A 25,381-nucleotide genomic window follows, 5' to 3' on the forward strand; every position below is an offset into this window, starting at 1 on the left:
TCCCTTATGGCGATACGGCCGAAAATTTCGTGGTGCCATCCAGCTTGCGGTGAATCAGCGACACCAGCGTCAGGATGTCCAGTGCGTCCTGTTCGGACATGGGCCAATTCGTTTTGGGTGCATGGGCCAGCGGATTGCGCACGGCGCCGAACAGGCCGATCAGCAGGTTGGCAAAGCCTTTCTGCTCGCTCCTCTCCGACTCGGTGGTGAGTGGTCCCAAGGCGAGAACGGGCTGCTGGCCCGCGAATGCCTTGTTCACCAGGTCCGCGCCATCGCCGTTCAGGCCCGACAGCAGGCGAATCCGCTCCGCAACACCTTTCGTGGCCTCGAATACGGCATGGAAGTAGTTTTCGTCCAGCAGCTCGGCACGGCAGTAGTTCAGTACTTCCGCGTGGACGACGCGGCTTTCCAGCGCGGCCTTGAGTCGCCCCGCGCGGGCGCGCGCGGCATTGAGCGTCGTGGCCTTGTCGGCGTGCGCGACCTTGCCATCTTCGCGCACGTAGAAACCAGAGAAGGCAAGGACGACATTGAGTTCGTCGCGCCGCCAGGCGAACGTCGCGGGGTCGCGGGCGTAGCTCACCGGGTTCATCGCGCGATTGATGAACATGATGAGATGGTTGCCGACTTGGTGCTGGTTCTGTGCACCGGCCAGCGCATTGAACAACCGCTTCCACTTGGTCATGCCGGGCGACGGGTCGGCAGTCTCGATTTCTTGCAGCAGGCGTTCGATCTGCGTGCCGCTCAGGCCGCGCGCGGTATCGGCGAGCACGCGGCACGCGGCTTCAAGATGCTGTGAGTTGAAAGGATCAATTCGCATCGCCAATGCCTGTCTCCCTCGTCAGGCATCAGATGATGGCCTGCAGGCCCTTGTCGGCGATGACGTTGAGCAGCTTGAGGGCCGGTCCCGTGGGATGGGTGTCGCCTTGCTCCCACTTGCGCACGGTCGAGGCCGATGTGTGCAAATGAAGAGCGAACACCGGCTGGCTGAACTTCAAGGCTTCGCGCAGGCGTTTGATGTCGGCAGCGCTGAACTCCCGTACCGGCGGCGGGCAGATCGCGTCGAACTCGCGCATCGTTACCTTGCTGATCGCTCCCGCTTCGTGGAGCGCAGCCAGGTCGCCACGCAGGGATTCAATGATCTTGCTCACAATGCACCTCCAATAACACGCCCGACTGCAATGCCTTCGACAAAGCCTCGGCGGACAGTTCCAGGAACACCTTGCCGGCGAATTGCAGCGCCTTCTTCTCGTCCTGCGTGATGTTCGCCTTGTCGCTCTTGGGGAACCCATGCAGGAACACGTAGCGGCTGCCGATCCGGGCCGACAGCAGCGTGCGGAAGCCGCCGCTCTTGCCGCCGCCGGGTCGGGCAACCCGCTTCTTGTAGAGGAAGCCGCCCAAGTCCGCGTCAATCAGACCGTTTTCCATCTCCTGAACCGCCTTGCACAAGGCGGCATCGGGCAGCTTTTCGCCCGCCTGCCACCGCGCAAAGTCTTTCCGCTTGAGAACACGGGTCATCTTGACCTCCAAACTATACCCGTAACGGGCACACTTTTCCAGACCCCAGCGCGTCGCACGGGCGGGGAGGGCCACCGAGTCGATTGGCGTGGCGGCGACACGGCGATAGGGGCCAACGTGGCGGGGCGCTTGTCGCCGATCATGTGGTCACCTCTTTCGGTTCTTGGCGCGTGCCGACGACCGACTTGCGCCGGCTCGCCACCAACTCGGCCGCCTTACGCACCGGGTCATCTTCGGTGTGCACGTAGCGCATGAACATGGCCACGGTCTTGTGCGCGGTCAGCGCCATGCCGACCTTGACCGGGATTCCGGAATTGGCGATGTCGGTCGCCGAGCGGTGGCGGATGCCATGGGTGCCGACCTTCGGCACGCCGGCGCGATCGAGGATGCGCCGCCACGCCTGGTAGTAGGAATGGGGGCCGAGTGGCTTGTCATGGTCGAGGATGGCCGGGCAGACGTAGGGCGAATTGCCATAGCGAGGCGCGTTCGTCAGCAGCCGGCGGGCTTCCTCGCTCAGCGGCTTGGACATATCGCCTGTCTTGCTGTCAGGCCAGACGACCCGGCCATTGGGCAAGTCGAGCCAATCCCACTGCAACAGCAGGATCTCCGACATGCGGGCCGCGAACTCGAATTGCAGCCGGACGGCCAGCAGATAGATCGGATGTTCCAGCCCCTCGGCCTCGGCCTTGTCCAAATAGGCGAACAGGCTGACCATCTGCTCGTCGGTGATGAGGCGGGTCGAGCCTTTCTCCGGGTACTTGGGCACGTGGCGGCAAGGATTGGAGCCGTCGGGCCGGTAGCCCCACAGTTCGGCCAGGTTGAACATCTTGCGGACGAGCGACAGCACGCGGTTGGCCTGTGTGGGGGACTTCTCCATGCGCTTCATCAGCGCCGTGATGTCGTGGCGGGTAACCTCGTGGACCTTTTTGGTTCCGAAGGCTGGGATGACGAAGTTGTCGATCTGGTACTGGTAGCCGTCCTGCGTACTCGGCTTGTTGTGCAGCTTGGAGTGGTCTTCCATGAACCGGCCGCACAGTTCCTTGACTGTCGGTGCCTTGCGGGCTTCGCCCTTGTCGTGTCCAGGGTCGCCGCCGCGCCGGACTTCGGCCAGCCAGTCTTGTGCCAGCGACCGCGCCTGTTCGACGGTCAGTTCGCCGAACTGGCCCAGCGCCGGCTTGCGACGCACGCCGGAGTTCGTTCGATACTGAAGCATGAATACCTTGCGGCCGGTTGGTGTAACCTTGCACAAGAAGCCCGGAACAATCGTGTCCCGGAGTTCAACGTCGCAGGTCTGTGCCTGAGCCGCATCAACAACGCTTTTGGTTAGCTTGATCTTTGCCATTTGGCACTCCTGGAGTCCCCCGATTCCAGGAGCCGGCTAGGAGCCAAGCGAAAGAGAACCGGGGCGGTTTGCATCGCGCACCGGCATATGATCCCAGGCATTGGCTCTACGGAAAACCTGCCACAGCAAGCTGTATCCAAGCCCGGCGTTATCTGGTGCGGACTCCATGTTCTGGCTTAAAATCCCTCGCCGCTAAACGGCGTGCCGGTTCGATTCCGGCTCCGGGCACCATCCGGCATTCCTCCGCCGCCACTTGCCGACCTCTTTCATATCCCCCCCTTTGCTGATATACTTAACGGCTTGTTTATGGGCTTTGGCCCATTTTTTGTTTGTGGAACGTGAATGACTCTGGAAACGCTGCTGGAAACGACACTCAACGGCCTTGGCTACGAGCTGGTGGATATGTCCATGTCCGCAAAAAGCGGATTGTTGCGCATATTTATCGACAAAGAAGGCGGCATCACGCTGGACGATTGCACGGCGGTTAGCAACCACCTGTCCAACTGGCTGGCGGTTGAAAATATCGCCTACGAGCATCTTGAGGTGTCATCGCCGGGGCTGGATCGCCCACTGAAAAAACCGCAAGATTTTCGTCGTTTCGCTGGTGAAAAGGTGCAGGTCAAGCTGCGCATGGCAATTGCGGGGCAACGCAGGTTTTCCGGAGTGATCCGTGGTGCCAGTGCGACGCAAATTGAATTGGACGTGGAGGGGCAGACTGTCATGCTGGATTTCGCCAACATGGATACAGCGCGCCTGGTTCCCAGTCTGTAACTATAAAATAGGTTGGCCGGAGGTTTTTTATGAGCCGCGAGATTTTGTTACTGGTAGACGCGCTGGCCAGGGAAAAAAATGTCAGCAAGGAAATTGTGTTCAGCGCCCTGGAAATGGCGCTGGCATCTGCCACCAAAAAACGCTTCCATGAGGACGTGGAAACGCGCGTGTCGATTGACCGTGAAACCGGCAACTACGATTCGTTTCGGGTCTGGCAGGTGGTGCCTGACGACATGGTGGAATTCCCCGAGCGCCAGATTGGCCTGACTGACGCGCAGCGACAGCATCCAGATATCCAGCTCGAACAATTCATCGAAGAATTGCTGGAGCCAGTCGAGTTCGGCCGTATCGGCGCACAGGCAGCCAAGCAGGTCATCCTGCAGAAAATCCGCGACGCCGAGCGCGAGCAGATTCTCAACGACTTTCTGCTGCGCAAGGAATATCTGGTCACCGGCACCATCAAACGCATGGAGCGCGGCAATGCCATTGTCGAGTCGGGCCGCATCGAGGGTCTGTTGCCGCGCGACCAGATGATCCCCAAGGAAAACCTGCGTGTGGGCGATCGCGTGCGCGCCTACTTGCTGCGCGTGGAACGGGGTGGCCGCGGCCCGCAACTGATCCTGTCGCGCACCGCGCCGGAATTCATTGCCAAATTGTTTGAACTGGAAGTGCCGGAAATCGAGGAAGGCCTGCTCGAAGTCAAAGGTGCCGCACGCGACCCCGGCGCCCGCGCCAAAATCGCGGTCAAATCCAACGACCCGCGCATTGACCCGATCGGCACCTGTGTCGGCATGCGCGGTTCACGCGTGCAGGCCGTCACCGGCGAACTCGCAGGTGAACGTGTGGATATCATCCTGTGGTCGCCCGAAGCAGCCCAGTTTGTGATCAATGCGCTGGCGCCGGCGGAAGTCAGCAGCATCGTGGTGGACGAAGACAAACACAGCATGGACGTGGTGCTGGAGGAAGAACAACTGGCGCAGGCAATTGGCCGCAGCGGCCAGAATGTGCGCCTGGCCTCCGAGCTCACCGGCTGGGAACTCAATATCATGACGGTGGAAGAAGCCCAGCAGAAGAATGAGAGCGAAGCGATTTCCATCCGCACGCTATTTATTGAAAAGCTCGACGTGGACGAAGAAATCGCCGGCATCCTGGTACAGGAAGGCTTCAGCTCGGTTGAGGAAGTGGCCTATGTGCCCATTAACGAGATGCTGGAGATCGACGGCTTCGACGAAGACCTGGTCAGCGAGTTGCGCGCGCGCGCCCGTAACGCCCTGCTCACCGAAGCCATTGCCAGCGAAGAGAAGGTCGAGCATGTTGCCGAGGACATGATGTCACTCGACGGCATGGACAACGATACCCTGCGCGCGCTGGCGGCCAAAGGGATTACCACCTCGGAAGATCTCGCCGAACTGGGGGTGGATGAACTGATGGACATGGTTCACATGGACGCAGAGCGTGCCTCCAAGCTCATCATGGCGGCACGCGCCCCGTGGTTCGCATAACCCAATTGCACAGAAAGCCCTGACGGCCCACATATGAACGTAGAGCAATTCGCCCAGGAACTGAAGCTCCCCACTGAACTGCTGCTGGAACAGCTGCGCGCTGCTGGCGTAGAAAAATCCGCCGCCGCCGATACGGTAACCGAACAGGATAAAGCCGGCCTGCTCGATTACCTCAGCAAGAAACACGGTGCCAGAGAGCCAAAAAGCAAGATCACGTTGACCCGCAAGGAAACCACCGAGATCAAAAAGGCGGACAGCACGGGCAAATCCCGTACTATCCAGGTAGAAGTGCGCAAAAAACGTATACTGGTAAAACGCGATGCGGTTGCCCCGGCTGAAGATACGCCGGCACCCGCCGCACAGGAGACGCCTGTTGAAGCACCCCCTTTGACAACCAGCGAAGCAGAAGTAGAGGCAGCAATAGCCGATGTGGCCGTGCCGGTTATCGAAGCTCAGGCAGCCGTTGCTGAGATGCCCAAAGTCGTTGAGACGCCTGTCGAAGCTGAACCGATTGCGGAAACCGAAACGGTGCAGCCAGAACCTGCCGAAACCATTGCAGAAGCAGCGGCTGAGCCAGCCGCAGTGCCTGCACCGCGCACCCGTGTCGGCAAGCCCGTACTGGACGAAAAAGAAATCGCTTTGCGCGCCGAAGAAGCGCGCCGCCATTCTGCTTTACACGCGCGTCAGGCAGAAGAACTGCGTGCGAAACAGGAGCGTATCCAGCAGCGCAAGCTGGCGCTGGAAGCAGAAACCAGGACCGCAGCTGAAGCCGCACAACTGGCCGCCGCACCCAAACCGGCTGCCAGCGAGGGTACGCTGCACAAGCCCACGCCCAAACCGGGCGAAAAACCAAAAACCGCCAAGGTGCCTGCCAAAAAAGAAAAAGAATCCAGCTGGAGCGACCTGCAGGCCAAGAAACGCGGTATCAAATCGCGTGGCGATGCGGGTGGTGACGCCTGGCGCAACCGCAAGGGCGGTGGCCGACACAAGCCTGATGCAGATCATGCCAGCACCTTCAGCGCACCCACTGATCCCATTGTGCATGACGTGCTGGTACCAGAAACCATCAGTGTCGCCGACCTCGCCCACAAAATGGCGGTCAAGGCTGCAGAAGTCATCAAGGTATTGATGAAAATGGGCAGCATGGTCACCATCAATCAGGTGCTGGATCAGGAAACTGCCATGATTGTGGTGGAAGAAATGGGGCATGTCGCCAAGCCTGCACCACTGGATACGCCCGAAGCCTTCCTCGAAGCAGGCGAATTGCGCGAGGTGCCGAGCCTGCCGCGCGCACCCGTAGTCACTGTCATGGGTCACGTTGACCACGGCAAGACCTCCCTGCTTGACGCTATCCGCCGTGCCCGCGTGGCCAGCGGCGAAGCCGGCGGCATCACCCAGCACATCGGTGCCTATCACGTGGAAACCGCTCGCGGCATGGTGACTTTCCTGGATACCCCGGGCCACGAGGCGTTTACCGCCATGCGTGCGCGTGGCGCAAAGGTGACTGACCTGGTGGTGTTGGTGGTGGCCGCTGATGATGGCGTCATGCCGCAAACCATTGAGGCTATCCACCATGCCAAGGCAGCCAATGTGCCGATGGTGGTGGCAGTCAACAAAATTGACAAGCCCGATGCCAACCCAGAACGCATCCGCCAGGAACTGGTGGCGCAGGGTGTGGTGCCGGATGACTGGGGCGGTGACACTCAATTCGTCGAAGTCTCGGCCAAAGCCGCACAGAACATCGACGCCCTGCTTGAAGCCATTCTGCTGCAGGCCGAAGTACTGGAGCTCAAGGCGCCGCAGGACGCTCCCGCCAAGGGTGTGATTATCGAAGCGCGCCTGGACAAGGGGCGTGGTCCGGTAGCCACGCTGCTGGTACAGTCCGGAACGCTCAAGCGCGGCGACATGCTGCTGGCGGGCAGTGTCTATGGCCGTATTCGCGCCATGCTGGACGAGGATGGCAAGCCGGTGCAGGAAGCCGGTCCCGCCATCCCGGTGGAAATCCAGGGTCTGTCCGATGTCCCCAAGGCTGGCGAAGACGCCATGGTGCTGAATGACGAACGCAAGGCGCGCGAAATCGCCCTGTTCCGCCAGGGCAAGTTCCGCGACGTGCAACTCGCCAAGCGCCAGGCCGCCAAGCTCGAGTCCATCATGGAACAGATGGGCGAAGGCGAGGCCAAGCGCCTGCCGCTGATCATCAAATCCGACGTGCAGGGCTCCTACGAAGCGCTGGCCACCTCGCTGCAGAAGCTCTCCACCAGCGAAGTCAAGGTGGATATTCTGCATGGCGGCGTGGGTGCGGTCTCGGAGTCCGATGTCAACCTGGCCATGGCCTCCAAGGCCGTGATCATCGGCTTCAACACGCGTGCTGACGCAACCGCGCGCAAACTGGCCGAATCCATCGGCGTGGATATCCGCTACTACAACATCATCTATGAAGCGGTCGATGTGGTGAAGGCGGCGCTGTCCGGCATGTTGACACCCGACCAGAAAGAAAACATCACCGGTCTGGTGGAAGTGCGCGAGGTGTACCACATTTCCAAGATCGGTACCGTGGCGGGCTGCTATGTGCTGGAAGGCCTGGTCAAGCGCGGCGCCAAAGTGCGCGTGATGCGCAATGGTGAAATCATTCACACGGGTGAACTCGACTCGCTCAAGCGCTTCAAGGACGACGTCAAGGAAGTTAAATTCGGCTTCGAATGCGGACTCTCGGTGAAAAATTTCAACGAACTCGAAGTGGGCGACAAGCTGGAAGCCTTTGAAGTCGTCGAAGTGGCGCGCACACTCTGATGCCCAAGGATTTTCCCCGTTCGCGGCGCGTTGCCGAGCAGATCCAGCGCGAGCTGGCCGAGATCATCCGGCTGGAACTGCAAGACCCGCGCGTGGGCATGATCACGATTACCGAAGTGGTCGCCACGCATGATCTGGAGCACGCCAAGGTATTCTTCACCCTGCTGGACGGTGCCGCACGCGCCCCGGAAGTGCAGCAGGCGCTCACCCGTGCAGCCGGTTTTTTGCGAACGCGCCTGGGACCAAGAATGCGTCTGCGCCTCACACCGCAGCTGACATTTGTCTATGATACCTCGGTGGAACGCGGCGCTGCCCTGTCGCACCTGATCGACAACGCCGTGGCCGAAGACCGCAGCCAGCGCCCACAGCCAGCGGCTGATAGCGACGCCGATTCCTGAACCGTCACCTACTATCCTGGCAAGTGCAGTTCAAACGCATCAAACGCGCCGTGAACGGCGTATTGCTACTCGACAAGCCTGCCGGCATCACTTCCAATGCCGCTCTGCAAATCGCCAAACGCCTGTTTCAGGCCGAAAAGGCCGGCCACACCGGCACCCTCGATCCGTTTGCACACGGCCTGTTACCCCTGTGCCTGGGCGAGGCCACCAAATTTTCCCAATATTTACTGGATGCCGATAAAGCCTATCGTGCCGTGATGCGGCTGGGTGTCACCACGACGACCGGCGATCCTGAAGGCGAAGTGCTGGACACGCGCCCGGTAAACGTAACACCCGCTGATCTGAATGCTGCAATCGCCCGGTTTATCGGCACCACCGAGCAAACCCCGCCCATGTATTCCGCCCTCAAGCACCAGGGCAGGCCGCTGTATGAATACGCGCGTGCGGGTATCGAAATTGCGCGCAAATCACGCCACATCCACATCCGCGCCATTGATCTGTGCGCATTTGACGGCACACGGGCAACCATCAACGTACGCTGCAGTGCCGGCACCTACATCCGCACGCTGGCTGAAGACATTGGCAGGGTGTTGGGCTGTGGCGCGCACCTGACTGCACTGGCCCGTACAGCCAGTGGCGGTTTCCAGCTGGATCAGGCGGTCAGCCTGGCGCTATTGGAAAATAGCGACATGGCTGCGCGCGACCAGTTGCTGCTGCCTGTCGACAGCCTGGTTGCCTATCTGCCGCGTATTGAACTCAATGGCGCTGAATCTGCAGCCTTACTCAAGGGCCAGCGCCAGACCCTCGCTGCCTGCACGCAGCTGGCCGGGCTGGTGCGCGCATACGACTGCCAGCAGCGCTTTTTCGGGCTGGTGGAACTACACGCCAATGGTCTCGCAATTGCGCGCAGATTGATGAATAGCAACTTGTCGCCGATGCAGAATCCAGTGCAATGACTTGAGTAAAAAGCATTTTTTTGCTAGAATGCGCGCTTTCTTGAACGAAGTGCATCCCAGCCGAAGCGCTTCGCGATTGTTTTATCCAATAGGAGAACACCATGGCTGTAACCGCAGTAGACAAAGCAAAAATCGTTGCCGAACATCAACACGCCCCGGGCGACACCGGCTCTTCCGAAGTGCAGGTTGCCCTGCTCACCGCGCGCATCAATGGCTTGACCGATCACTTCAAGGCCAACAGCAAAGACCACCACTCACGTCGTGGCCTGTTAAAAATGGTGAGCCGGCGCCGCAAACTGCTCGATTATCTGAAACGCACCAATAACGACAGCTATCGCAATCTGATTGCGAACCTGGGCCTGCGCAAATAAATATTCAGGCACATCATTATCGCCGCACCATACACCGCCCCGCCTTTACTGCGGGGCGGTTTTGTTTGATAAATAAAGGAATCCGATGAAGATTACTAAATCCTTTCAGTATGGTCGTCATACTGTCACGCTCGAAACCGGCGAAATCGCTCGCCAAGCTGGTGGCGCAGTGTTGGTCAACATGGACGACACCGTGGTGCTGGTCACCGTGGTCGGCAAACAGGAAGTCAAGGCTGGCCAGGATTTCTTTCCGCTGACCGTGGATTATCAGGAAAAAACTTACGCCGCCGGCAAGATTCCGGGTGGCTTTCTGAAACGTGAAAGCCGTCCGTCCGAGAAAGAAACACTGGTCTCGCGCCTGATTGATCGCCCGTTGCGTCCGCTGTTTCCCGAGGCGTTTTACAACGAAGTGCAAATCATCGCCACGGTGATGTCAAGCAACCCCGAAGTGGATTCCGACATTCCCGCGCTGATTGGCGCGTCAGCTGCACTGGCCGTCTCCGGCATCCCGTTTGAAGGCCCGATTGGCGCCGCCCGGGTCGGCTTCATCAACAACGAATATGTGCTCAACCCGCTGGCCAGCGAGCTGCCCCAATCGGCGCTGGATCTTGTCGTTGCCGGCACCCAGAGTGCGGTACTGATGGTGGAATCCGAAGCACAACAACTGTCTGAAGAAATCATGCTCGGCGCCGTGGTATACGGACATACCCAGATGCAGGCAGCCATCAACGCCATCAACGAACTGGCCGATGAAGTCAATCCGGAACCGTGGGAATGGACTGCACCCGCCGCCAATACCGAACTCGTCGCCAAGGTCACCGAACTGGCTGAAACCGGTCTGCAGCAAGCCTACCGCATGCGCCAGAAACGCGCTCGTTCGCAGGAAATCGACGCGGTGCGCAGCCGTGTGATGGCGGCACTGGTCACAGCGGATATGGGCACGCTGCAGGTCAACGAAATCAACGACATCCTGCATAACCTGGAAGCCAAAATTGTGCGTGGCCAGATCCTGTCCGGCGAACCGCGCATTGACGGCCGCGATACCCGCACCGTGCGCCCCATTACCATCCGTACCGGCGTGCTGCCGCGCACCCATGGCTCCGCCCTGTTTACCCGGGGCGAGACCCAGGCACTGGTGGTATCCACACTGGGTACGGGTCGCGATGAACAGAAAGTGGACGCGCTGCAAGGCGAGTTCAGCGACCGCTTCATGCTGCACTACAACATGCCCCCCTATGCCACCGGCGAAACCGGGCGTGTCGGCACCCCCAAGCGCCGCGAAATCGGCCATGGCCGCCTCGCCAAACGTGCGTTGCTGGCGGTGCTGCCAAGCCGTGAAGAATTCGGCTATTCCATGCGCGTGGTGTCGGAAATCACCGAATCCAATGGCTCTTCCTCAATGGCCTCGGTATGTGGCGGTTGCCTGGCATTGATGGACGCAGGTGTGCCGATGAAGGCCCACGTAGCGGGCATCGCCATGGGCCTGATTAAGGATGGCAATCGTTTCGCTGTGCTCACCGACATCCTCGGTGACGAAGATCACCTCGGCGACATGGACTTCAAAGTGGCCGGTACCGAGGCCGGCATCACCGCCCTGCAGATGGACATCAAGATTACCGGCATCACCAAGGAAATCATGAAGGTGGCGCTGGATCAGGCCAGGGAAGGTCGCCTGCACATTCTCGCCATCATGAAATCCGCCGTGGAGGCGCCGCGCGAGGAAATGTCTGCCTACGCACCGCGCATCATCACCATGAAGATCAATCCGGAAAAAATCCGCGATGTGATCGGCAAGGGTGGCGCCGTGATTCGCGCGCTGACCGAAGAAACCGGCACCCAGATTGATATTGATGAAGATGGCACGGTGAAAATCGCCTGTACCAGCAGCGAAGCCGGTGAAGCCGCGAAAAAACGTATCGCCGAGATCACCGCCGAGGTCGAAGTCGGCAAGGCCTATGAGGGCACCGTGATCAAGCTGCTCGATTTTGGCGCCATTGTCAGCGTGCTGCCGGGCAAAGACGGCCTGCTGCACATCTCTCAGATCGCCCACGAGCGCGTCAACGCAGTGAGCGAATACCTGACGGAAGGCCAGCAGGTCAAGGTCAAGGTGCTGGAGGCCGACGAGAAAGGCCGCCTGCGCCTGTCCATGAAAGCCCTGCTGGAACCACCCGTCAAGGCTGAGCAAGCCGCGCCTACCGAGTAGGCAGGCAGGTGTTGGACAACAAAAAAGCAGCCTGATGGCTGCTTTTTTGTTGTCACTCAAAATGGCTTATTGGCTGCTGAACAGGCCCTGCCACCAGCGCGTGCGATTGGCTGGCACGGCTTTGGCCTGGAGTTCGATGGGTGCAAACTGGCTCATCACCCAGCCCGGTTGCACTTTGACTTTGCCGGAACCACACGACACACCCAGGTTGCTGGGGTCGTAGATCTTGATAAAGCGCGGTCGCTCGAGGTCATCTGCGTAAACGATGCCGCAGTAGCTTTCTTCATGCTCGTGCCGCAGCAATGCATCAATTTTCTGCACAAACACCTCTACCTGCTCGCGCAATGCAGGAATGCTTGGCACCTCCTGCCCCACTGCGTAGAGATACCACCGCGCACCCATGTCTACCCGCGCCCAGAAGGCCGTCAGCTGATCCCACGACATCAGGCTGAACAACATCCCGTTTAGTTTGGATTCGAACTCGGTCATGACTGGCACAGCCAATATGGATTAGCGCGCGACCTGACGCTCGCGGAATTCATCGAGCGTTTTACAATCAATACACAAGGTTGCGGTCGGGCGTGCTTCCAGGCGCTTCAAACCAATCTCCACACCGCAGCCTTCGCAATAGCCGTAATCGCCATTGTCAATCTTGGCGATGGTCTCGTCGATCTTCTTGATCAGCTTGCGTTCACGGTCACGATTGCGCAATTCCAGCGCCATGTCGGACTCCTGGCTGGCACGATCGTTGGGGTCGGCAAACAACGTGGCATCTTCCTGCATGGCATGAATGGTGCCATCAATATCCTCAGACAGTTCGCCTTTCCAGCCTTCCAGGATTTTGCGAAAATGCCCGAGCTGTTTGGCACTCATGTACTCCTCCCCTTTTTTTGGCACATAAGGAGTGAATTTGGTGAATTCTGTCGCCATAATAGTTACCGCTTCCGAATACTGAAAAAAAGACAAGCCGCTTTAATAGCAGAAATAACCCCGTAGAGCAACAAACTTCATATAAGGGCCAGCCCATGGAATTGCAAGCATTACTGTTTGACGTAGACGGCACGCTCGCCGACACCGAGCGCGACGGCCACCGCGTGGCGTTTAACGCCGCGTTCCGCGAATATGGTCTGGACTGGGACTGGGACGTGGCATTGTACGGAAAATTACTGGCCGTCACCGGCGGTAAGGAACGCATGCAATACTACGTTGAACACTTCCGCACTGATTATGTTCAGCCGGCTGATTTTGCCGACCTGGTCGCCGAACTGCATCGCGCCAAAACACGTCACTACACCGAGATGCTCGGCCTTGGCGAAATTCCCATGCGCCGCGGCGTCAAACGCCTGTTGCACGAGGCGCGCGCAGCCGGACTGCGGCTCGCCATCGCCACCACCACCACACCGGAAAACGTCACCGCACTGCTGCGCCACAGCCTGGCAGAAGACGCCTGCGACTGGTTTGAGGTCATCGCAGCGGGCGATATCGTGCCTGCCAAAAAACCCGCACCCGATATTTATGTGTGGGCGCTACAGCAAATGAAACTGCCACCCGAGGCCTGCTTCGCATTCGAGGATTCGGAGAACGGCATACGCGCAAGCAGGGGCGCCGGCTTAAAAACCCTGGTGACGACCAACGACTACACTCACGGTCATGACTTTAGCGGCGCCACTGCGGTGCTCTCTGACATGGGCGAACCTGGCAGCGCACCGCTGGTGATTCAAGGCAGCCTGCACGGCCAGTCGTGCGTCAATCTGGCAGCAGTGCGCGCCTGGCACGCAGGGCAGGCGAATTAAGGGCGGTGGGTTTCCAGCGCTTGCAGGGTGTTTTGCAGCAACATTGCCACCGTCATTGGCCCCACGCCACCCGGCACCGGGGTAATCCACGCCGCACGCTCCGCAGCCGCTGCGTATTCCACATCACCGCACAGACTGCCGTCGGCCAGGCGATTGATCCCCACATCCACCACCGTCGCGCCGGGCTTGATCCACTCGCCCTTGACCAGACCCGGCTTGCCCACCGCCACCACCACGATGTCAGCCTGGTGCACAAAGCCGGCCAGATCACGGGTAAAACGGTGACAGGTGGTGACGGTGCAGCCAGCCAGCAGCAATTCCAGACCCATCGGGCGTCCTACATGGTTGGACGACCCTACCACCACTGCGTGCAACCCCTTCAGGTCGGCACGTACCGAGCGTAGCAGCACCATCACACCGTACGGGGTGCATGAGCGCAGCGTAGGCATGCGCACTGCCAGCCGGCCAATATTGTAGGGGTGGAAGCCGTCCACATCCTTGTCGGGATGGGTACGCTCGATGACGGTTTCCGGATCGATATGCGGCGGCAGCGGCAGTTGCACCAGAATACCGTCTACCGTTGCGTCAGCGTTGAGTTCGTCAATCAGTGCCAGCAATGCTTTCTGACTGGTATCCGCCGGCAGATCATGGGAAATGGAACGCACCCCTGCCTTGGCACACGCATTGCGCTTGTTACGGACATAAATGGCCGAGGCCGGATCGCCGCCCACCAGAATGACCGCCAGCGTGGGGGCCGATTTACCTGCAGCGACGCGCCCGGCAATGCGCTTTTGCACGTCGGCAATAATGCGTTCGGACAGGCTTTTTCCATCAAGAATTTGTGCGGGCATGGTAATCCGGGTGGAGTATTAAAGCCGCAATCATCGCATTTTTCACGCCCCAGACTCAAGATGTGGATTGACCATATACGCCGGCACGGGTATAGTCTCGACCTCTCGGGGTGTAGCGTAGTCTGGTAGCGCGCCTGGTTTGGGACCAGGATGTCGGGAGTTCAAATCTCTCCACCCCGACCACGTTTTTTGCCCGGCTAGCCGGTGCCTTGGCCGGTTCGTGAGCTGCCCGTAGCTCAACCGGATAGAGCACCAGCCTTCTAAGCTGGGGGTTACAGGTTCGATTCCTGTCGGGCAGGCCAGTTTTCAGCGGTGGATGTAGCTCAGTTGGTAGAGTCCCGGATTGTGATTCCGGTTGTCGTGGGTTCGAGCCCCATCATCCACCCCAACCATTCATTTATAAATCAAATAGATAGCTGCTACGCACCAGCCAACCCACCCTCACTTACTACACATTCAGCATATCTCAATGTGCCAGAATTGTGCCAGATTCTTGTTCATGTATCCTATATTGTTGTGGCATTCACTGTGCCAGCGCTGTGCCAATCACGCTTTATTCTCTGTAGCAGCTCGCCAATGCTTCCTCTCGAAGCGCAACCATCTTTAAAGCATAAAGCCGATGAAGGACGCATTCGGCAGCGCATCGCGCAGGTTGCGCGCCAGGCCGTCAATCAGGTCGTATTGGCTGCGGTGGGCTTCGTCGGCAATTACCACGATGTTCCGCCGTGGCGACAGTGCGGGCATCTGCTCGCCCTTGTCCGGCATGAATTTCTGGATGGTAGTGAAGACCACGCCGCCGCTGGCCACTTGCAGCAGTTCGCGCAACCGCTCGCGGCTCTCGGCCTGTACCGGCATCTGGCGCAGCAGTTCGATCACCGCCAACGGCAAGCCGTTGACGAAAACCACGATGTCAGGCCGTCGATTATTCTGGCCTTCGATCACCGTGAACTGGTTCACCGCCAGCCAGTCGTTGCCCGTGGCGTTATCGAAATCCACCAGCCGCGCATGATCGCCCGCGATGCTGCCATCTGCGCGCGGGTATTCCACCGGCACCCCGTCGCGCAGCATGGCGTGGAAGGTGTGGTTGGTTTGATTCAGCGAAGGCGTGCCGACGCGCAGCACCTTGCGCAGCGCATCCTCGCGCGCCTCTTCCGGGATGGCCGGATTCAAGCGCCGGATGGCCTCGCGCAACCGCCCCGCCAGCACTACATCGCCAAACGAGTCCCGCTCCGCCGCCGGTTCGCCGGGGGCCATGAGTGGGCCGTGGCCGATGGCATAGCCCAGTTCCCCGAACCAGCTCAGGGCGGCGTCTTCTACGATGGATTCGTTGAGGCTCATCGTCCCAGCAAGTTAAAAAGCGGTTCGTTGATATAAAAATTCGTTCGCCCGAGCTTCGTCTTGCGCACCAATCCGGCTGCCTCCAACGCCCCCAGATATTTGGTCGCCGTGGGCCGCGACACGCCAAGGTCGCGCTCGATGAACTCGATCTTGGTGTAGGGATGGCGGAAGAGATTATTCAGCAAATCCTGGCTGTAAAGTTTGGGCAAATCGTTCCGTAACCGCTGTTTCGTCAGCTGCATGAGATCGCGGATGCCGCGTACTTTGGTGAGCGTCTCGCGCGAGGTTTCCTCCACCGCATTGAGCATGTAGAACACCCATGCCTCCCAGGCATCCTCCTCCCGCACCGCCTGCAAACCACGGTAGTAATCCGGCTTGTGTCTCACGATATAACGGCTGAGGTAAAGCACCGGCAAGTCGAGCAAACCGTGTAATACCAGGTACAGCAGGTTGAGAATCCGTCCGGTACGCCCGTTGCCGTCGTAAAACGGGTGGATGCTCTCGAACTGGTAATGCAGCACCGTCATCCGCACCAGCGGATCCGGGTCGCCCGGTTCGTCACGATGGAAGTGTTCAAGGAAATTCGCCATCAGCCGTTCGATCTCCGCTGGATCTTGCGGCGGTTGATAAACGACCTCTCCGGCCTGCTGGTTCTTAAGCACGGTTCCCGGAAGCCTGCGCAGCCCAGCCCGGTTTTGCTCCAGTGCCGCCTGAATCTCAAGCACATCGTCCAGCCGCAGAAATCTTTGCTGCCGCACATGGGCAAGCCCGATCTTCAGGGCAGCGGCGTAATGGTGAACTTCCTTCGCTGCGGCGTTCGGAAATTTCCCCGAGATTACATCGCCCTGAAATAGCTGATCCTCTGTGGTGATAATGTCCTCGATCGCCGATGAATCCTTCGCCTCCTGCAATGCCAGGGTATCTATCAGGATCGACTCGTTGGGAATCGTCGCCGCCGCTCCTTTCAACTCTGCCAGAGCGCGATGCGCACGCGCCGCCAAGCGCAGCACGGCGGGCGTCTCCAGTTCAATGGTGTCAGGCACCGGCAAGGGCTTGAGACGAATAGGCATAGGTTAAAAAACACTCGTTATTTTGACACGATCCAAAAACGCGCAAAGAATATAGCACTTTTCTTTATATGTTGTGGAAATGTGTAAAGCGTCAATCCATTCATAAACAAACCATATTCGGCCCGCGGCCAATGGCATAGCCCAGCTCCCCGAACCAGGTCAGGGCAGCGCCTTTCAAGATGGATTCTTTGATCTGGCTCATTCCGGTTTGCGTTTAAATAAACAACTTATTGAAAATAAATGAGTTAGATGGCATTGGCAGCGCTCGCGCCGGTTTGCTTTTAAATAAGCATCAGGCCCAAAACGGCACATAGCTACGGTAACGTGTGCCCTTCAAACGCTACTGTGATCACGCCGCCAGCTCATCCCACACCTCTTGCCGCGTCGCCTCACTATCGCTTGCGATTCATACATTGGCAGGGAGTTGCTGGTAGACATGTTCGATGGCGATCTGCCCGTGCAAGTTGTAGGGCGCCATGATTTTCGCTTGTTGATCGACACGACGGTTTTCAATAAGGCGGTTTGCCAGTACCACGAGAAGCCCAATCAGCCGTGGCACCATGCCTTGTATTATGCACATCGCGCCGGCTGGTTGGCATGGATCGATGTGAACGGGGCGGTTATGATTTTATTTCTAGATTTCGACGACGTACTGCTACACACATAGCCAGCGATCTTGGGAAGATGCGATCAGCGCAACACCATCCATTTGTCGCGCCCTGATGTTTTGTGGTAATTGGCCCGCGCGCGCTTTGAGCACGCCCTGAGGCTGGAAACAGCGCTCGCGTCTTTACCAGCATAGACATAAAGATGCTGAAATTGTAACAATTCAGTGGGGCGCATCACTGGACAACATGTAAATCCTGAAATAAAACAACACCAATTTGCCACATAGCGAGGGCAGGGAAACGGCGTCTCCTTTCGAAGTGTGGAGAGCGAAATCCCCGAAGACATGGCGCCCGCCAGCGTGGGTGCCGCCAACACACACAAGGCAAGCCAGGCAAGCAGCACACGTAGAATTCATCTACTTCTTTGAAAACACGAGTGCAAGTTACTATTAACAATGCATGAAACATGCCACGCAAGAATTTTGTCCACATATTGTTATCTAAGGTACCCAGTGGCTTGCTCAATCCCTAAATACGAGACATAGAGCGCTTTCGTGACAATGTTCCATTACCGGGACAATTTGTCCCGCACATGTCGCCAAGTTCGGTATATTACATAGAGAGCCAAGGGCGGTACTTCACTATGCTTAAAGACCAATACCTCCGTCTAAGCGATCTATAACGATTTGGTGCGGTTATTGCTAATAAACTAAGGATTAAAGCCATGGAAAGGCAAGACATCTTGGAACATGTCCGTCTTGTGAACGCCGTTGTCGGTTTGGACGGGGTGATGGAACCGGTGGAGGTGGGGTCGGCTATCGCACGGTCATGGAATCGATGTGTACACGATTTCGGTCTGGATCCGGTGAGAAACGAACCTGTCGTCATACTGGAAGGTCGCGAGCTCAAGGATCGTCAGGCTCCCCTGACACGCTTGCGCGCCATCGCCCAAGGCGAGATGGCCACCCTCTACCAACAATTGGCAGGCTCTGGTTTCTCCGTACTACTCACTGATACAGAAGGAGTGGTACTGGATTATCTGGGCGACCCTACTTTTACCGACTCGGCTGCCCAATATGGCATGGTAGAAGGCGCTCTGTGGAGCGAACGAAATCAGGGTACCAACGGAATGGGTACGTGTGCTATAGAACAGCGTCCAATTTTGATTCATCACAATGAGCATTTCCTATCCCGTAACGTTGGACTGACCTGTTCAGCTGCACCCATTTTTAACCATGAAGGTAATCTGCTCGCCGTACTGGATGCATCAAGTTTTTCCCACTTGGCGCAGCAGCACACACTAGTGCTGGTAAACATGTCTGCCCAAATGATTGAGAACCGGGCTTTCTTGTGTAACTTCCGTGACCAGTACGTCTTGCGTTTCCACAGCCGTCCTGAATTCATCGGCACGCTATGGGAAGGCATTCTGGCCCTGGATGAGGAAGGCCGCATTCTGGCTGCCAACCGAAATGCACTCTTCCAGCTTGGCCACAAAAAGCCGGCCGATCTGGTGGGTCTCCAGTTGCGCGACCTGTTCAATACCGGCATGGCTGCCCTGCTTGGTGGCAAGAGCCATGGCTGGCTTAACCCAGTACCATTCTATGAAGCTCGCCAAGGCAACCGTTTCTTTGGTCTGGTTAATCCACCAGAGAACCGCTCTGTCTCCGGGGGCGCCTTACAGCGCAACGCCTCACCAGCGATCGCCGCCCCAGGCAAAGCCAGGATTGTACGTCTGACTGACCTGCAATTCGGTGATCAGACCATGGAATACAATGTGCGCTGTGTCAAACGGGTTCTAGACCGGGACATTCCCATTCTGCTTTCCGGCGAGACTGGTACCGGTAAGGAAATTTTCGCCCATGCCATTCACGACGAACAAGTCGGCGAGGGACGTCCTTTTGTTGCGGTAAATTGCGCATCCATCCCGGAAACCCTGATTGAAAGCGAACTGTTTGGCTATAAACCCGGCGCCTTCACCGGTGCCAGCAGGGAAGGTCGCCGCGGCAAGATTCTCCAGGCCAGCGGTGGAACCCTGTTCCTGGACGAAATCGGCGACATGCCAGTCATGCTGCAGGCCCGTCTACTACGAGTGCTGGAGGAGCGTGAAGTCATTCCGCTGGGGGGTGAAACGCCGGTCAAAATTGACATCAAGCTGATCAGCGCTACCCACCGCAACTTGAAAGAACTCGTGGCGCAAGGCCGCTTCAGAGAAGACCTCTATTACCGCCTGCAGGGCATTACCCTGAATCTCCCCCCGCTGCGTGAACGCCAGGACAAGCGCGAACTGATACACCACATCCTGTCACTGGAATGCAGTGACAAAGAGAATGTCAATCTCAGCGAAGGTGCCCTGCGCAAATTGGAAGCGCACCCCTGGCCAGGCAATATCCGCCAATTGCGCAATGTGTTGCGCACTGCCCTTGCGCTGCACGATGGTTATGAAATCACAATTTATGATCTGCCGGAGGAAATCAGCCAGCTAACGCCATCATCGCGCCCGGAGCGTCCTGAGGAGGCCCAACTATCCGCTCTGGAAATAGCCGAAAGCAATACCATCCTGAAGGTATTGGAGAATTGCCGCTGGAATGTCACACTGGCAGCCCGGCACCTCAAAGTCAGTCGCAACACCCTGTACCGGAAGATGAATAATCTCAAGATCCGCATCAACAAGGAGGAATGACTTGCTGCCATCTCCCTTCGCCACCTGGATCAAGGCCGTTGACCTGGGTTTCAACTCTGCTCATATCATCACTTATTGCAATTTCGGCGAAAATCTCCAGCCTCATCATTTCCGCCGCGTAACTGCCCATAGAAGAGATGATTTTGCTGATGGAGCTTATCGCCTGTACATCAACGAGCGTCTCAGCGCGACCCAGCACCGAAAAACTCTGGCCAAGGGCGTCTGTCTGCCGAAAGTGCGCGTGGAGGAAGCCAAACACCAATGTGACATTTCACGCCCTATCATCCGACAGGGTGTCCCAGGCGGGATCCATGACTAAGCCCGACACGCCGCGTATCGCCTGGGGCCTCACCGGTTCAGGTCATTATCTGCGCGAAAGCCTGGAAATCATCGAAAACCTGCCCGAGGTGGACCTTTTCGTTACCAAGGCAGCAACCGAAGTGCTCAACATGTACGGTATCCCGTTAAAGACCTTGAGCGAGAAAAGACGGGTTTACCAAGATCACACTGCCAGCAGCGTGCCGGTGGGCTTCCTCTACACTGGCCACTACCACATCCTGATCATCGGCCCGGCCACCTCCAACACCGTGGCCAAATGTGTGGCTGGCATTTCCGACACCCTGGTCACCAATCTCTACGCCCAGGCCGGCAAATGCCACATCCACTCCATCGTGTTCGCCTGCGACAGTGAACCTACGGTCATCACCGAAGCCCCTGATCGTACCGTCATGGTTTATCCCCGTCCCATCGACCTGGAAAACACGCAACGTCTCAAGACCTTTCCCTATACCACAGTGGTGGAAAGCATAGCGGCCCTCAAGACGGCCCTCAACCAACCACTGGCATGCCTGAACACATCCTATTCCTGACCGGCCGCCTAGCCGAGCCGCAACTCAAACGCGTGCTCACCAGCCTGGGCGACGCCGAATTTACCTGGAGCGTGCATGTGCTCGGCTTGCAAGTGGCCGGCTTGATGACCGCGGACATGATCCGGCGCCGCTTGACGGATACCCAGGGCGCCGACCGCATCCTGGTGCCAGGCCGTTGCCGGGGCGATCTTGCGGCCCTGTCCAGCCACTTCGGCATCCCCGTGGAACGAGGGCCGGACGAACTCATGGACCTGCCCGAATTCTTCGGCCGGCAACGCCATGCGCCCGACCTGACACGACACGACGTCACCCTGTTCGCCGAACTGGTGGACGCCCCGCGCATGAGCGTCGATGCCATTCTGGCCCAGGCCGCCGCTTACGCCGCCGACGGCGCCGACGTCATCGACATCGGCGGCTTGCCCCAGACCCATTTCCCCCACTTGGAAGAGGTCGTGCAGGCCCTCAAAGCCGAGGGCTACCGGGTCAGCGTCGATTCCCTGGACCCCGACGAACTCCTGCGCGGCGGCCGCGCCGGCGCCGACTACCTGCTTTCCCTGACCCTGGACACCCTGCACCTGGCCGACGAGGTGGCGTCCATACCGGTACTCATTCCCGCCCACCACGGCGATCTGGACAACTTGATTGCCGCCATGGAACGGCTGGAGGCCAAAAACAAACCCTATCTGGCTGACCCGATCCTGGATCCGCTTCCCTTCGGCTTTGCTGCGTCCCTGGCCCGTTACCATGAACTGCGCCGACGCATGCCTCAGGCTGAAATCCTCATGGGTACCGGCAATGTCTCCGAACTCACCGATGCCGACACCCCTGGCATCCATGCCCTGCTCTTGGGGATCATGGCAGAATTGAATATCCACGCCCTGCTCACCACCCAGGTCAGCCCCCACTGCCGCAGTGCCGTGCGCGAAATCGACGCCGCCCGCCGCCTCATGTTCGCCGCCCGCGAGGCACAGAGCCTGCCGCGAGACATTTCAGACGCCCTGCTCGGTCTGCGCCACCGCAAGCCTTTTCCCTATGCCTCGCATGAAATCGCTGCCATGGCCAGCGCAGTTAGGGACCCCAACTTCCGCATCCAGGTCAGCCAGACAGGAATTCATATTTACAACCGCGACGGCCTGCACATCGCTACCGATCCCTTTGATCTCTGGCCGCATCTCCAGCTGGAACACGACGGCAGCCACGCCTTCTACCTGGGTGTGGAACTCGCCCGCGCCCAAATCGCCTGGCAACTTGGCAAGCGCTACAACCAGGACGAGGAACTCGCCTGGGGCTGCATGCTGCCACGCCAGGCGCAGGACCTGAACACTCATTGCGCCCCCGGCAGCACCCTCCGCAAGACACCGACCGAACCATCATGAGCCTGATCCACGAAGCCATCCTTACCACCGCCACCCTTGACGGCGGCACTCACATTGCCCCCCTGGGTTTCCGTCGCGAGGGGGCATACATCGTCCTGGCGCCCTTCCATCCCTCCCGCACCTTGGATAACCTGCGCGCCACCGGCGTGGCCGCGCTCAGCCATACCGACGACGTGCGCGTGTTCGCTGGCTGCCTCACCGGTCGGCGGGAATGGCCACTGACACCCTGCGCGCATATCCCCTGTGGCCGACTGGGTAACGCCCTGAGCCACAGCGAACTGAATGTGATACGGGTGGAGGAAGACAGCGTGCGTCCCCGCTTCTATTGCCGGGAAGTGGCTAGCCATAACCATGCCCCGTTCCCGGGGCATAATCGGGCACAGGCCGCCGTCATCGAAGCCTGCATCCTGATAAGCCGGCTCGGCATGCTGCCCATGGACAAACTCGAACGGGAAATGGCCTACCTTGCCATCGCCATCGAAAAGACGGCCGGGCCACATGAAATGGAAGCCTGGGGCTGGCTAAAAGAGAAGATCGAGGCTCATCGGGCGGCGGAGAGGGTCGCATGACCGGCTGGCTGGCCAGCATCACCGGCATTGAGGAAGCGCGCCTGGCGCTTGCCGCCGGCGCCCACATCATCGATGCCAAGAACCCCCATGCCGGTGCCCTGGGCGCCCTGACCCATGCGACCGTGCACGCCCTCGTTGCCGAGGTGGCAGGCCGGGTACCCGTCAGCGCCACCATTGGCGACTTCCCCACCATGGACCCCCTGGCTGTGACTGGGGCCGTGGCCGAGATGGCAGCCACAGGCGTGGATTTCGTGAAAATCGGCTTGTTTCCTTCTCCCGCCTTGGCTGACTGTCTGGACGCCCTGGCTTCCCTGGCCCGTCAATACCGCCTGGTGGCCGTACTGTTCGCCGACCGGAACCCGGATCTGCAACTCCCTGCCCGGCTCGCCGCCATCGGATTCAACGGCGTCATGCTCGATACGGCGGACAAAACGGGTGGCGGCCTGCTTGCTCATCAGCCTGTGGCACGCCTGGCGGAATTTGTGGAGCAGGCCCGCTACTTGCATCTACTCAGCGGCCTGGCCGGCTCGTTGAAGCTCGCCGACATCCCCGTTCTGATGCCCCTCAAGCCAGATTACCTGGGCTTTCGCGGTGCCTTGTGCCATGGGCATACCCGCACCCATACCTTGAACACCAGCGCCATCGCGACGCTCGCTAAGGCCATGGAAAAACAGGCGGCCCTGGAAAGATAACACTTAACCACTCAAGCCAGACAAGCGTCGGCCGCAGCTCCCAGGCGCGCCAGAATCTCCCCCATCCACTCGTGGTGTTCCGGCTTCATCAGGCAAGCGCGCAGGCAGATGATCTCGTCCGCATCCCATAGTACGACTGGGGCGATGGATTCCAGCATGGATCGTGGAAATGTGGCCAAGGCCAAGTACAGATCCCGCTCCTTCGCGGCCTGGAATACTTGCCGCGCGCGCGCCGAGGCTGCGCTGGCCGAATCAGCGCGCACGGCCCAGGCTACGATGTCGAGTTGGGGCAAGAACAAGGGGGCGAAGCGCTGATCCCGCGCCAGCGCCTGATACAAGGCCAGCGCGGCCTCGCGGCCGGTCTCCAGATTGCGGGCGAAGCCGCCGCCGGGAGTCAGGGGAAACATGCGCTGGGTGGTCCATAGCGCAACAGCCGCTGCCCCGGGACGGGAGCACTCCAACGAGATTTCTCCCAGGTGGGGATCGGAGGAACCCAGGTAGGTATAGGGCGAATCGTGCTGGTAGTAGTGTTTCACGCCAACGTCCCTGAACAGTACACAGCCGCAACCGTAAGGCTGGAGCCCGTGCTTGTGGGGGTCCACGGCGATGGAATCGGCCTGCGGGATGGCATCGAAGGCGCGCCGGGTCTCGGCATCCAGGTTGTCTGCCAGGGTGAAATAGCCACCATAGGCAGCATCCACATGGAGCCGGAAAGCGTGGCGCGCGCGCAGGGCGAGGATTTCGTGGAGCGGATCCACGGTGCCGGCGCCAGTGGTGCCGAGCGTGGCGACCACGGTACCGATCTCTCCATCGCGCAGCCTATCTTCCAGCGCTGCCATATCCATGCGCCCATGCTGATCCACCGGGATGGCGCGGAATGGCACACCCAGCACACCGGACAACCGCTCGTGGGTATAATGAGCCTGGGTCGAGGCGGCAATGGCCTTGCCGGGACGAAGCTCGCGCGCGATCCAGAGCGCTTCGAAATTGGCCAGTGTGCCGCCGCTACACAAGTGACCCAGGTGGGTATCCCATCCGAACATGCGCGCGATCTGAGCCACCGCCTCCTGTTCCATGAGCGAACTTGCGCGACCGCCATCGAAGGCGTGGTTGTTGGGGTTGAGCCAGAGCGCCAACGTGTAGGCCAGTCTAGCCACTGGGTGAGGTGGTTTGAGCATCTGCCCAACGTACAGCGGGTGGTGGTAGGGGTCGTTGTCGCGCAGGCGTTCCGCGGCCACCAGCAGCACGTCGCGTAGTGGAGCAAGGTCGATGGGCGACGTATCACCCGGCAGGCCGCGGAAGCCGTCCTCCAGAACGCGCAGGGCTTCGTCCAGCAGGACAAGACTTTCCCGGTCAAAAGGTTTTTCCGCCAAAGCTGTATTTCCTCATGTATTCAGGCTTGGAGGGCGCCGACAGAACCAGTGGCAAATTGACTTTTGCCCTAAACAAACCCTGTACCACCCGTTCGATCTTCGGATAGTTCAAATCCACGTCCGCCAACGCCACTGTAAGACAATACGGCCTGATCTGCGATAGCCGTTCCCGGATAGATCGGGTTTCGACCTGCCAGGTTTCCAGACCGGTTTCGGGATTGCGAGTGGCATCGGCAGCAACGATGGGTCATCCACCGTACCAATAGCAACAAATCTGAATCTGCATTTTTGACTCAAGCGTTCTATGAAGGGCA

Annotated in this window: 25 protein-coding genes and 4 tRNA genes; 19 read left to right on the forward strand and 10 right to left on the reverse strand. The window is 59.0% G+C overall.

Translation table 11 applies throughout. The features are described 5' to 3' along the window. Positions 1-4: 4 nt before the first annotated feature. From GZH91_RS12895 to GZH91_RS12910, 4 genes are all read right to left on the reverse strand, one after another. Positions 5-817, reverse strand: coding sequence for a TIGR02391 family protein (locus GZH91_RS12895; RefSeq protein ID WP_147071442.1), 813 nt, complete (start codon positions 815-817; stop codon positions 5-7). A gap of 28 nt (positions 818-845) precedes the next feature. Then, entirely contained in the window at positions 846-1,148 is a 303-nt protein-coding gene (locus GZH91_RS12900; RefSeq protein ID WP_137819144.1) for a helix-turn-helix domain-containing protein, read from the reverse strand. Then, positions 1,132-1,515 carry a type II toxin-antitoxin system RelE/ParE family toxin gene (locus tag GZH91_RS12905; protein WP_147071444.1) on the reverse strand — a complete coding sequence of 128 codons (384 nt, stop codon included), beginning with the start codon at positions 1,513-1,515 and terminating at the stop codon, positions 1,132-1,134. The genes GZH91_RS12900 and GZH91_RS12905 overlap by 17 nt, the downstream gene beginning before the upstream one ends. 139 nt (positions 1,516-1,654) lie before the next feature. Then, positions 1,655-2,857 (reverse strand): tyrosine-type recombinase/integrase, encoded by a 1,203-nt coding sequence (locus tag GZH91_RS12910; protein WP_147071445.1) that lies wholly within the window; start codon positions 2,855-2,857, stop codon positions 1,655-1,657. A gap of 140 nt (positions 2,858-2,997) precedes the next feature. Between GZH91_RS12910 and GZH91_RS12915 the strand changes: the two genes are divergently transcribed. From GZH91_RS12915 to pnp, 8 genes are all read left to right on the forward strand, one after another. Then, positions 2,998-3,088: transfer RNA gene (locus GZH91_RS12915), tRNA-OTHER, on the forward strand. 111 nt (positions 3,089-3,199) lie between these two features. Next, on the forward strand, positions 3,200-3,628 hold the full coding sequence (rimP, locus tag GZH91_RS12920; RefSeq protein WP_147071448.1) for a ribosome maturation factor RimP: 429 nt from the start codon (positions 3,200-3,202) through the stop codon (positions 3,626-3,628). Positions 3,629-3,657: 29 nt separating this feature from the next. Beyond that, the gene (nusA, locus tag GZH91_RS12925) at positions 3,658-5,130 is read left to right on the forward strand and encodes a transcription termination factor NusA (protein WP_147071450.1); all 1,473 of its coding nucleotides are present in this window, start codon (positions 3,658-3,660) and stop codon (positions 5,128-5,130) included. Positions 5,131-5,163: 33 nt separating this feature from the next. Beyond that, positions 5,164-7,920 carry a translation initiation factor IF-2 gene (gene infB, locus GZH91_RS12930; protein WP_147071452.1) on the forward strand — a complete coding sequence of 919 codons (2,757 nt, stop codon included), beginning with the start codon at positions 5,164-5,166 and terminating at the stop codon, positions 7,918-7,920. Then, the gene (gene rbfA, locus GZH91_RS12935; RefSeq protein WP_147071454.1) at positions 7,920-8,318 is read left to right on the forward strand and encodes a 30S ribosome-binding factor RbfA; all 399 of its coding nucleotides are present in this window, start codon (positions 7,920-7,922) and stop codon (positions 8,316-8,318) included. Before infB ends, rbfA begins: the two co-directional genes overlap by 1 nt. 23 nt (positions 8,319-8,341) lie before the next feature. Continuing rightward, positions 8,342-9,274 (forward strand): tRNA pseudouridine(55) synthase TruB, encoded by a 933-nt coding sequence (truB, locus tag GZH91_RS12940; RefSeq protein WP_147071456.1) that lies wholly within the window; start codon positions 8,342-8,344, stop codon positions 9,272-9,274. A gap of 101 nt (positions 9,275-9,375) precedes the next feature. Further along, complete coding sequence (gene rpsO, locus GZH91_RS12945) at positions 9,376-9,645, forward strand: 30S ribosomal protein S15 (protein WP_147071458.1); 270 nt, start codon at positions 9,376-9,378, stop codon at positions 9,643-9,645. A gap of 85 nt (positions 9,646-9,730) precedes the next feature. Further along, positions 9,731-11,848 carry a polyribonucleotide nucleotidyltransferase gene (pnp, locus tag GZH91_RS12950; protein WP_147071460.1) on the forward strand — a complete coding sequence of 706 codons (2,118 nt, stop codon included), beginning with the start codon at positions 9,731-9,733 and terminating at the stop codon, positions 11,846-11,848. 66 nt (positions 11,849-11,914) lie between these two features. Here the strand turns inward: pnp and GZH91_RS12955 are convergent, their stop codons facing one another. Both GZH91_RS12955 and dksA read right to left on the reverse strand, forming a co-directional pair. Beyond that, positions 11,915-12,337 carry a hypothetical protein gene (locus tag GZH91_RS12955; RefSeq protein WP_147071462.1) on the reverse strand — a complete coding sequence of 141 codons (423 nt, stop codon included), beginning with the start codon at positions 12,335-12,337 and terminating at the stop codon, positions 11,915-11,917. 21 nt (positions 12,338-12,358) lie between these two features. Then, positions 12,359-12,778 (reverse strand): RNA polymerase-binding protein DksA, encoded by a 420-nt coding sequence (dksA, locus tag GZH91_RS12960; protein WP_147071464.1) that lies wholly within the window; start codon positions 12,776-12,778, stop codon positions 12,359-12,361. Between the two features lie 95 nt (positions 12,779-12,873). Here dksA and GZH91_RS12965 point away from each other — a divergent pair, with 95 nt between their 5' ends. Further along, positions 12,874-13,641: an HAD family hydrolase gene (locus tag GZH91_RS12965; RefSeq protein ID WP_147071466.1), complete on the forward strand. Its 768-nt coding sequence runs from the start codon at positions 12,874-12,876 to the stop codon at positions 13,639-13,641. Here the strand turns inward: GZH91_RS12965 and folD are convergent. Continuing rightward, a complete protein-coding gene (folD, locus tag GZH91_RS12970; protein WP_147071468.1) occupies positions 13,638-14,492 on the reverse strand; it encodes a bifunctional methylenetetrahydrofolate dehydrogenase/methenyltetrahydrofolate cyclohydrolase FolD in 855 nt (284 codons plus the stop codon). The two genes, GZH91_RS12965 and folD, sit on opposite strands and share 4 nt — an antisense overlap. A gap of 106 nt (positions 14,493-14,598) precedes the next feature. On the opposite strand from folD, the gene GZH91_RS12975 reads away from it, so the two are divergent. From GZH91_RS12975 to GZH91_RS12985, 3 genes are all read left to right on the forward strand, one after another. Then, positions 14,599-14,675: transfer RNA gene (locus GZH91_RS12975), tRNA-Pro, on the forward strand. Between the two features lie 42 nt (positions 14,676-14,717). Beyond that, positions 14,718-14,794: transfer RNA gene (locus tag GZH91_RS12980), tRNA-Arg, on the forward strand. Between the two features lie 10 nt (positions 14,795-14,804). Next, positions 14,805-14,880: transfer RNA gene (locus GZH91_RS12985), tRNA-His, on the forward strand. A 215-nt stretch (positions 14,881-15,095) separates the two neighbouring features. Here the strand turns inward: GZH91_RS12985 and GZH91_RS12990 are convergent. Then, positions 15,096-15,830 carry a type I restriction endonuclease gene (locus GZH91_RS12990; RefSeq protein WP_147071470.1) on the reverse strand — a complete coding sequence of 245 codons (735 nt, stop codon included), beginning with the start codon at positions 15,828-15,830 and terminating at the stop codon, positions 15,096-15,098. Beyond that, the gene (locus GZH91_RS12995; protein ID WP_147071472.1) at positions 15,827-16,900 is read right to left on the reverse strand and encodes a Fic family protein; all 1,074 of its coding nucleotides are present in this window, start codon (positions 16,898-16,900) and stop codon (positions 15,827-15,829) included. The genes GZH91_RS12990 and GZH91_RS12995 overlap by 4 nt, the downstream gene beginning before the upstream one ends. A gap of 436 nt (positions 16,901-17,336) precedes the next feature. On the opposite strand from GZH91_RS12995, the gene GZH91_RS13000 reads away from it, so the two are divergent. The 7 genes from GZH91_RS13000 to GZH91_RS13030 all read left to right on the forward strand — a co-directional run bounded on the left by GZH91_RS13000 (position 17,337) and on the right by GZH91_RS13030 (position 23,694). After that, positions 17,337-17,567, forward strand: a complete 231-nt coding sequence (locus GZH91_RS13000; RefSeq protein WP_161984271.1) for a hypothetical protein — start codon at positions 17,337-17,339, stop codon at positions 17,565-17,567. 665 nt (positions 17,568-18,232) lie between these two features. Next, positions 18,233-20,188 carry a sigma-54-dependent Fis family transcriptional regulator gene (locus GZH91_RS13005; RefSeq protein ID WP_147071474.1) on the forward strand — a complete coding sequence of 652 codons (1,956 nt, stop codon included), beginning with the start codon at positions 18,233-18,235 and terminating at the stop codon, positions 20,186-20,188. A gap of 1 nt (position 20,189) precedes the next feature. Continuing rightward, positions 20,190-20,507 carry a hypothetical protein gene (locus GZH91_RS13010; RefSeq protein ID WP_147071476.1) on the forward strand — a complete coding sequence of 106 codons (318 nt, stop codon included), beginning with the start codon at positions 20,190-20,192 and terminating at the stop codon, positions 20,505-20,507. Beyond that, a complete protein-coding gene (locus GZH91_RS13015) occupies positions 20,500-21,057 on the forward strand; it encodes a flavoprotein (RefSeq protein WP_147071478.1) in 558 nt (185 codons plus the stop codon). The genes GZH91_RS13010 and GZH91_RS13015 overlap by 8 nt, the downstream gene beginning before the upstream one ends. Beyond that, the gene (locus GZH91_RS13020; RefSeq protein WP_147071480.1) at positions 21,033-22,433 is read left to right on the forward strand and encodes a DUF6513 domain-containing protein; all 1,401 of its coding nucleotides are present in this window, start codon (positions 21,033-21,035) and stop codon (positions 22,431-22,433) included. Before GZH91_RS13015 ends, GZH91_RS13020 begins: the two co-directional genes overlap by 25 nt. After that, positions 22,430-23,002 (forward strand): DUF447 domain-containing protein, encoded by a 573-nt coding sequence (locus tag GZH91_RS13025; protein ID WP_174861828.1) that lies wholly within the window; start codon positions 22,430-22,432, stop codon positions 23,000-23,002. The genes GZH91_RS13020 and GZH91_RS13025 overlap by 4 nt, the downstream gene beginning before the upstream one ends. Next, positions 22,999-23,694: a (5-formylfuran-3-yl)methyl phosphate synthase gene (locus tag GZH91_RS13030; protein WP_147071482.1), complete on the forward strand. Its 696-nt coding sequence runs from the start codon at positions 22,999-23,001 to the stop codon at positions 23,692-23,694. Before GZH91_RS13025 ends, GZH91_RS13030 begins: the two co-directional genes overlap by 4 nt. Positions 23,695-23,705: 11 nt before the next feature. Here the strand turns inward: GZH91_RS13030 and GZH91_RS13035 are convergent, their stop codons facing one another. Beyond that, the gene (locus GZH91_RS13035; protein ID WP_147071484.1) at positions 23,706-25,067 is read right to left on the reverse strand and encodes a pyridoxal phosphate-dependent decarboxylase family protein; all 1,362 of its coding nucleotides are present in this window, start codon (positions 25,065-25,067) and stop codon (positions 23,706-23,708) included. Between the last annotated feature and the right edge of the window lie 314 nt (positions 25,068-25,381).

Source organism: Sulfuriferula plumbiphila (genome assembly GCF_009938015.1).
Taxonomy (GTDB): Bacteria; Pseudomonadota; Gammaproteobacteria; order Burkholderiales; family Sulfuriferulaceae; genus Sulfuriferula; species Sulfuriferula plumbiphila.

Coding starts and splice junctions, on each gene's coding strand:
- rbfA (WP_147071454.1), top strand. CDS start 7,920: ATGCCCAAGGATTTTCCCCGTTCGCGGCGCGTTGCCGAGCAGATCCAG.
- GZH91_RS12905 (WP_147071444.1), bottom strand. CDS start 1,515: ATGACCCGTGTTCTCAAGCGGAAAGACTTTGCGCGGTGGCAGGCGGGC.
- dksA (WP_147071464.1), bottom strand. CDS start 12,778: ATGGCGACAGAATTCACCAAATTCACTCCTTATGTGCCAAAAAAAGGG.
- infB (WP_147071452.1), top strand. CDS start 5,164: ATGAACGTAGAGCAATTCGCCCAGGAACTGAAGCTCCCCACTGAACTG.
- rpsO (WP_147071458.1), top strand. CDS start 9,376: ATGGCTGTAACCGCAGTAGACAAAGCAAAAATCGTTGCCGAACATCAA.
- rimP (WP_147071448.1), top strand. CDS start 3,200: ATGACTCTGGAAACGCTGCTGGAAACGACACTCAACGGCCTTGGCTAC.
- GZH91_RS12955 (WP_147071462.1), bottom strand. CDS start 12,337: ATGACCGAGTTCGAATCCAAACTAAACGGGATGTTGTTCAGCCTGATG.
- GZH91_RS12990 (WP_147071470.1), bottom strand. CDS start 15,830: ATGAGCCTCAACGAATCCATCGTAGAAGACGCCGCCCTGAGCTGGTTC.
- GZH91_RS13030 (WP_147071482.1), top strand. CDS start 22,999: ATGACCGGCTGGCTGGCCAGCATCACCGGCATTGAGGAAGCGCGCCTG.
- GZH91_RS12995 (WP_147071472.1), bottom strand. CDS start 16,900: ATGCCTATTCGTCTCAAGCCCTTGCCGGTGCCTGACACCATTGAACTG.
- GZH91_RS13025 (WP_174861828.1), top strand. CDS start 22,430: ATGAGCCTGATCCACGAAGCCATCCTTACCACCGCCACCCTTGACGGC.
- GZH91_RS12895 (WP_147071442.1), bottom strand. CDS start 817: ATGCGAATTGATCCTTTCAACTCACAGCATCTTGAAGCCGCGTGCCGC.
- pnp (WP_147071460.1), top strand. CDS start 9,731: ATGAAGATTACTAAATCCTTTCAGTATGGTCGTCATACTGTCACGCTC.
- GZH91_RS13020 (WP_147071480.1), top strand. CDS start 21,033: ATGCCTGAACACATCCTATTCCTGACCGGCCGCCTAGCCGAGCCGCAA.
- folD (WP_147071468.1), bottom strand. CDS start 14,492: ATGCCCGCACAAATTCTTGATGGAAAAAGCCTGTCCGAACGCATTATT.
- nusA (WP_147071450.1), top strand. CDS start 3,658: ATGAGCCGCGAGATTTTGTTACTGGTAGACGCGCTGGCCAGGGAAAAA.
- GZH91_RS13000 (WP_161984271.1), top strand. CDS start 17,337: ATGTTCGATGGCGATCTGCCCGTGCAAGTTGTAGGGCGCCATGATTTT.
- GZH91_RS12910 (WP_147071445.1), bottom strand. CDS start 2,857: ATGGCAAAGATCAAGCTAACCAAAAGCGTTGTTGATGCGGCTCAGGCA.
- GZH91_RS13005 (WP_147071474.1), top strand. CDS start 18,233: ATGGAAAGGCAAGACATCTTGGAACATGTCCGTCTTGTGAACGCCGTT.
- GZH91_RS12965 (WP_147071466.1), top strand. CDS start 12,874: ATGGAATTGCAAGCATTACTGTTTGACGTAGACGGCACGCTCGCCGAC.
- GZH91_RS13015 (WP_147071478.1), top strand. CDS start 20,500: ATGACTAAGCCCGACACGCCGCGTATCGCCTGGGGCCTCACCGGTTCA.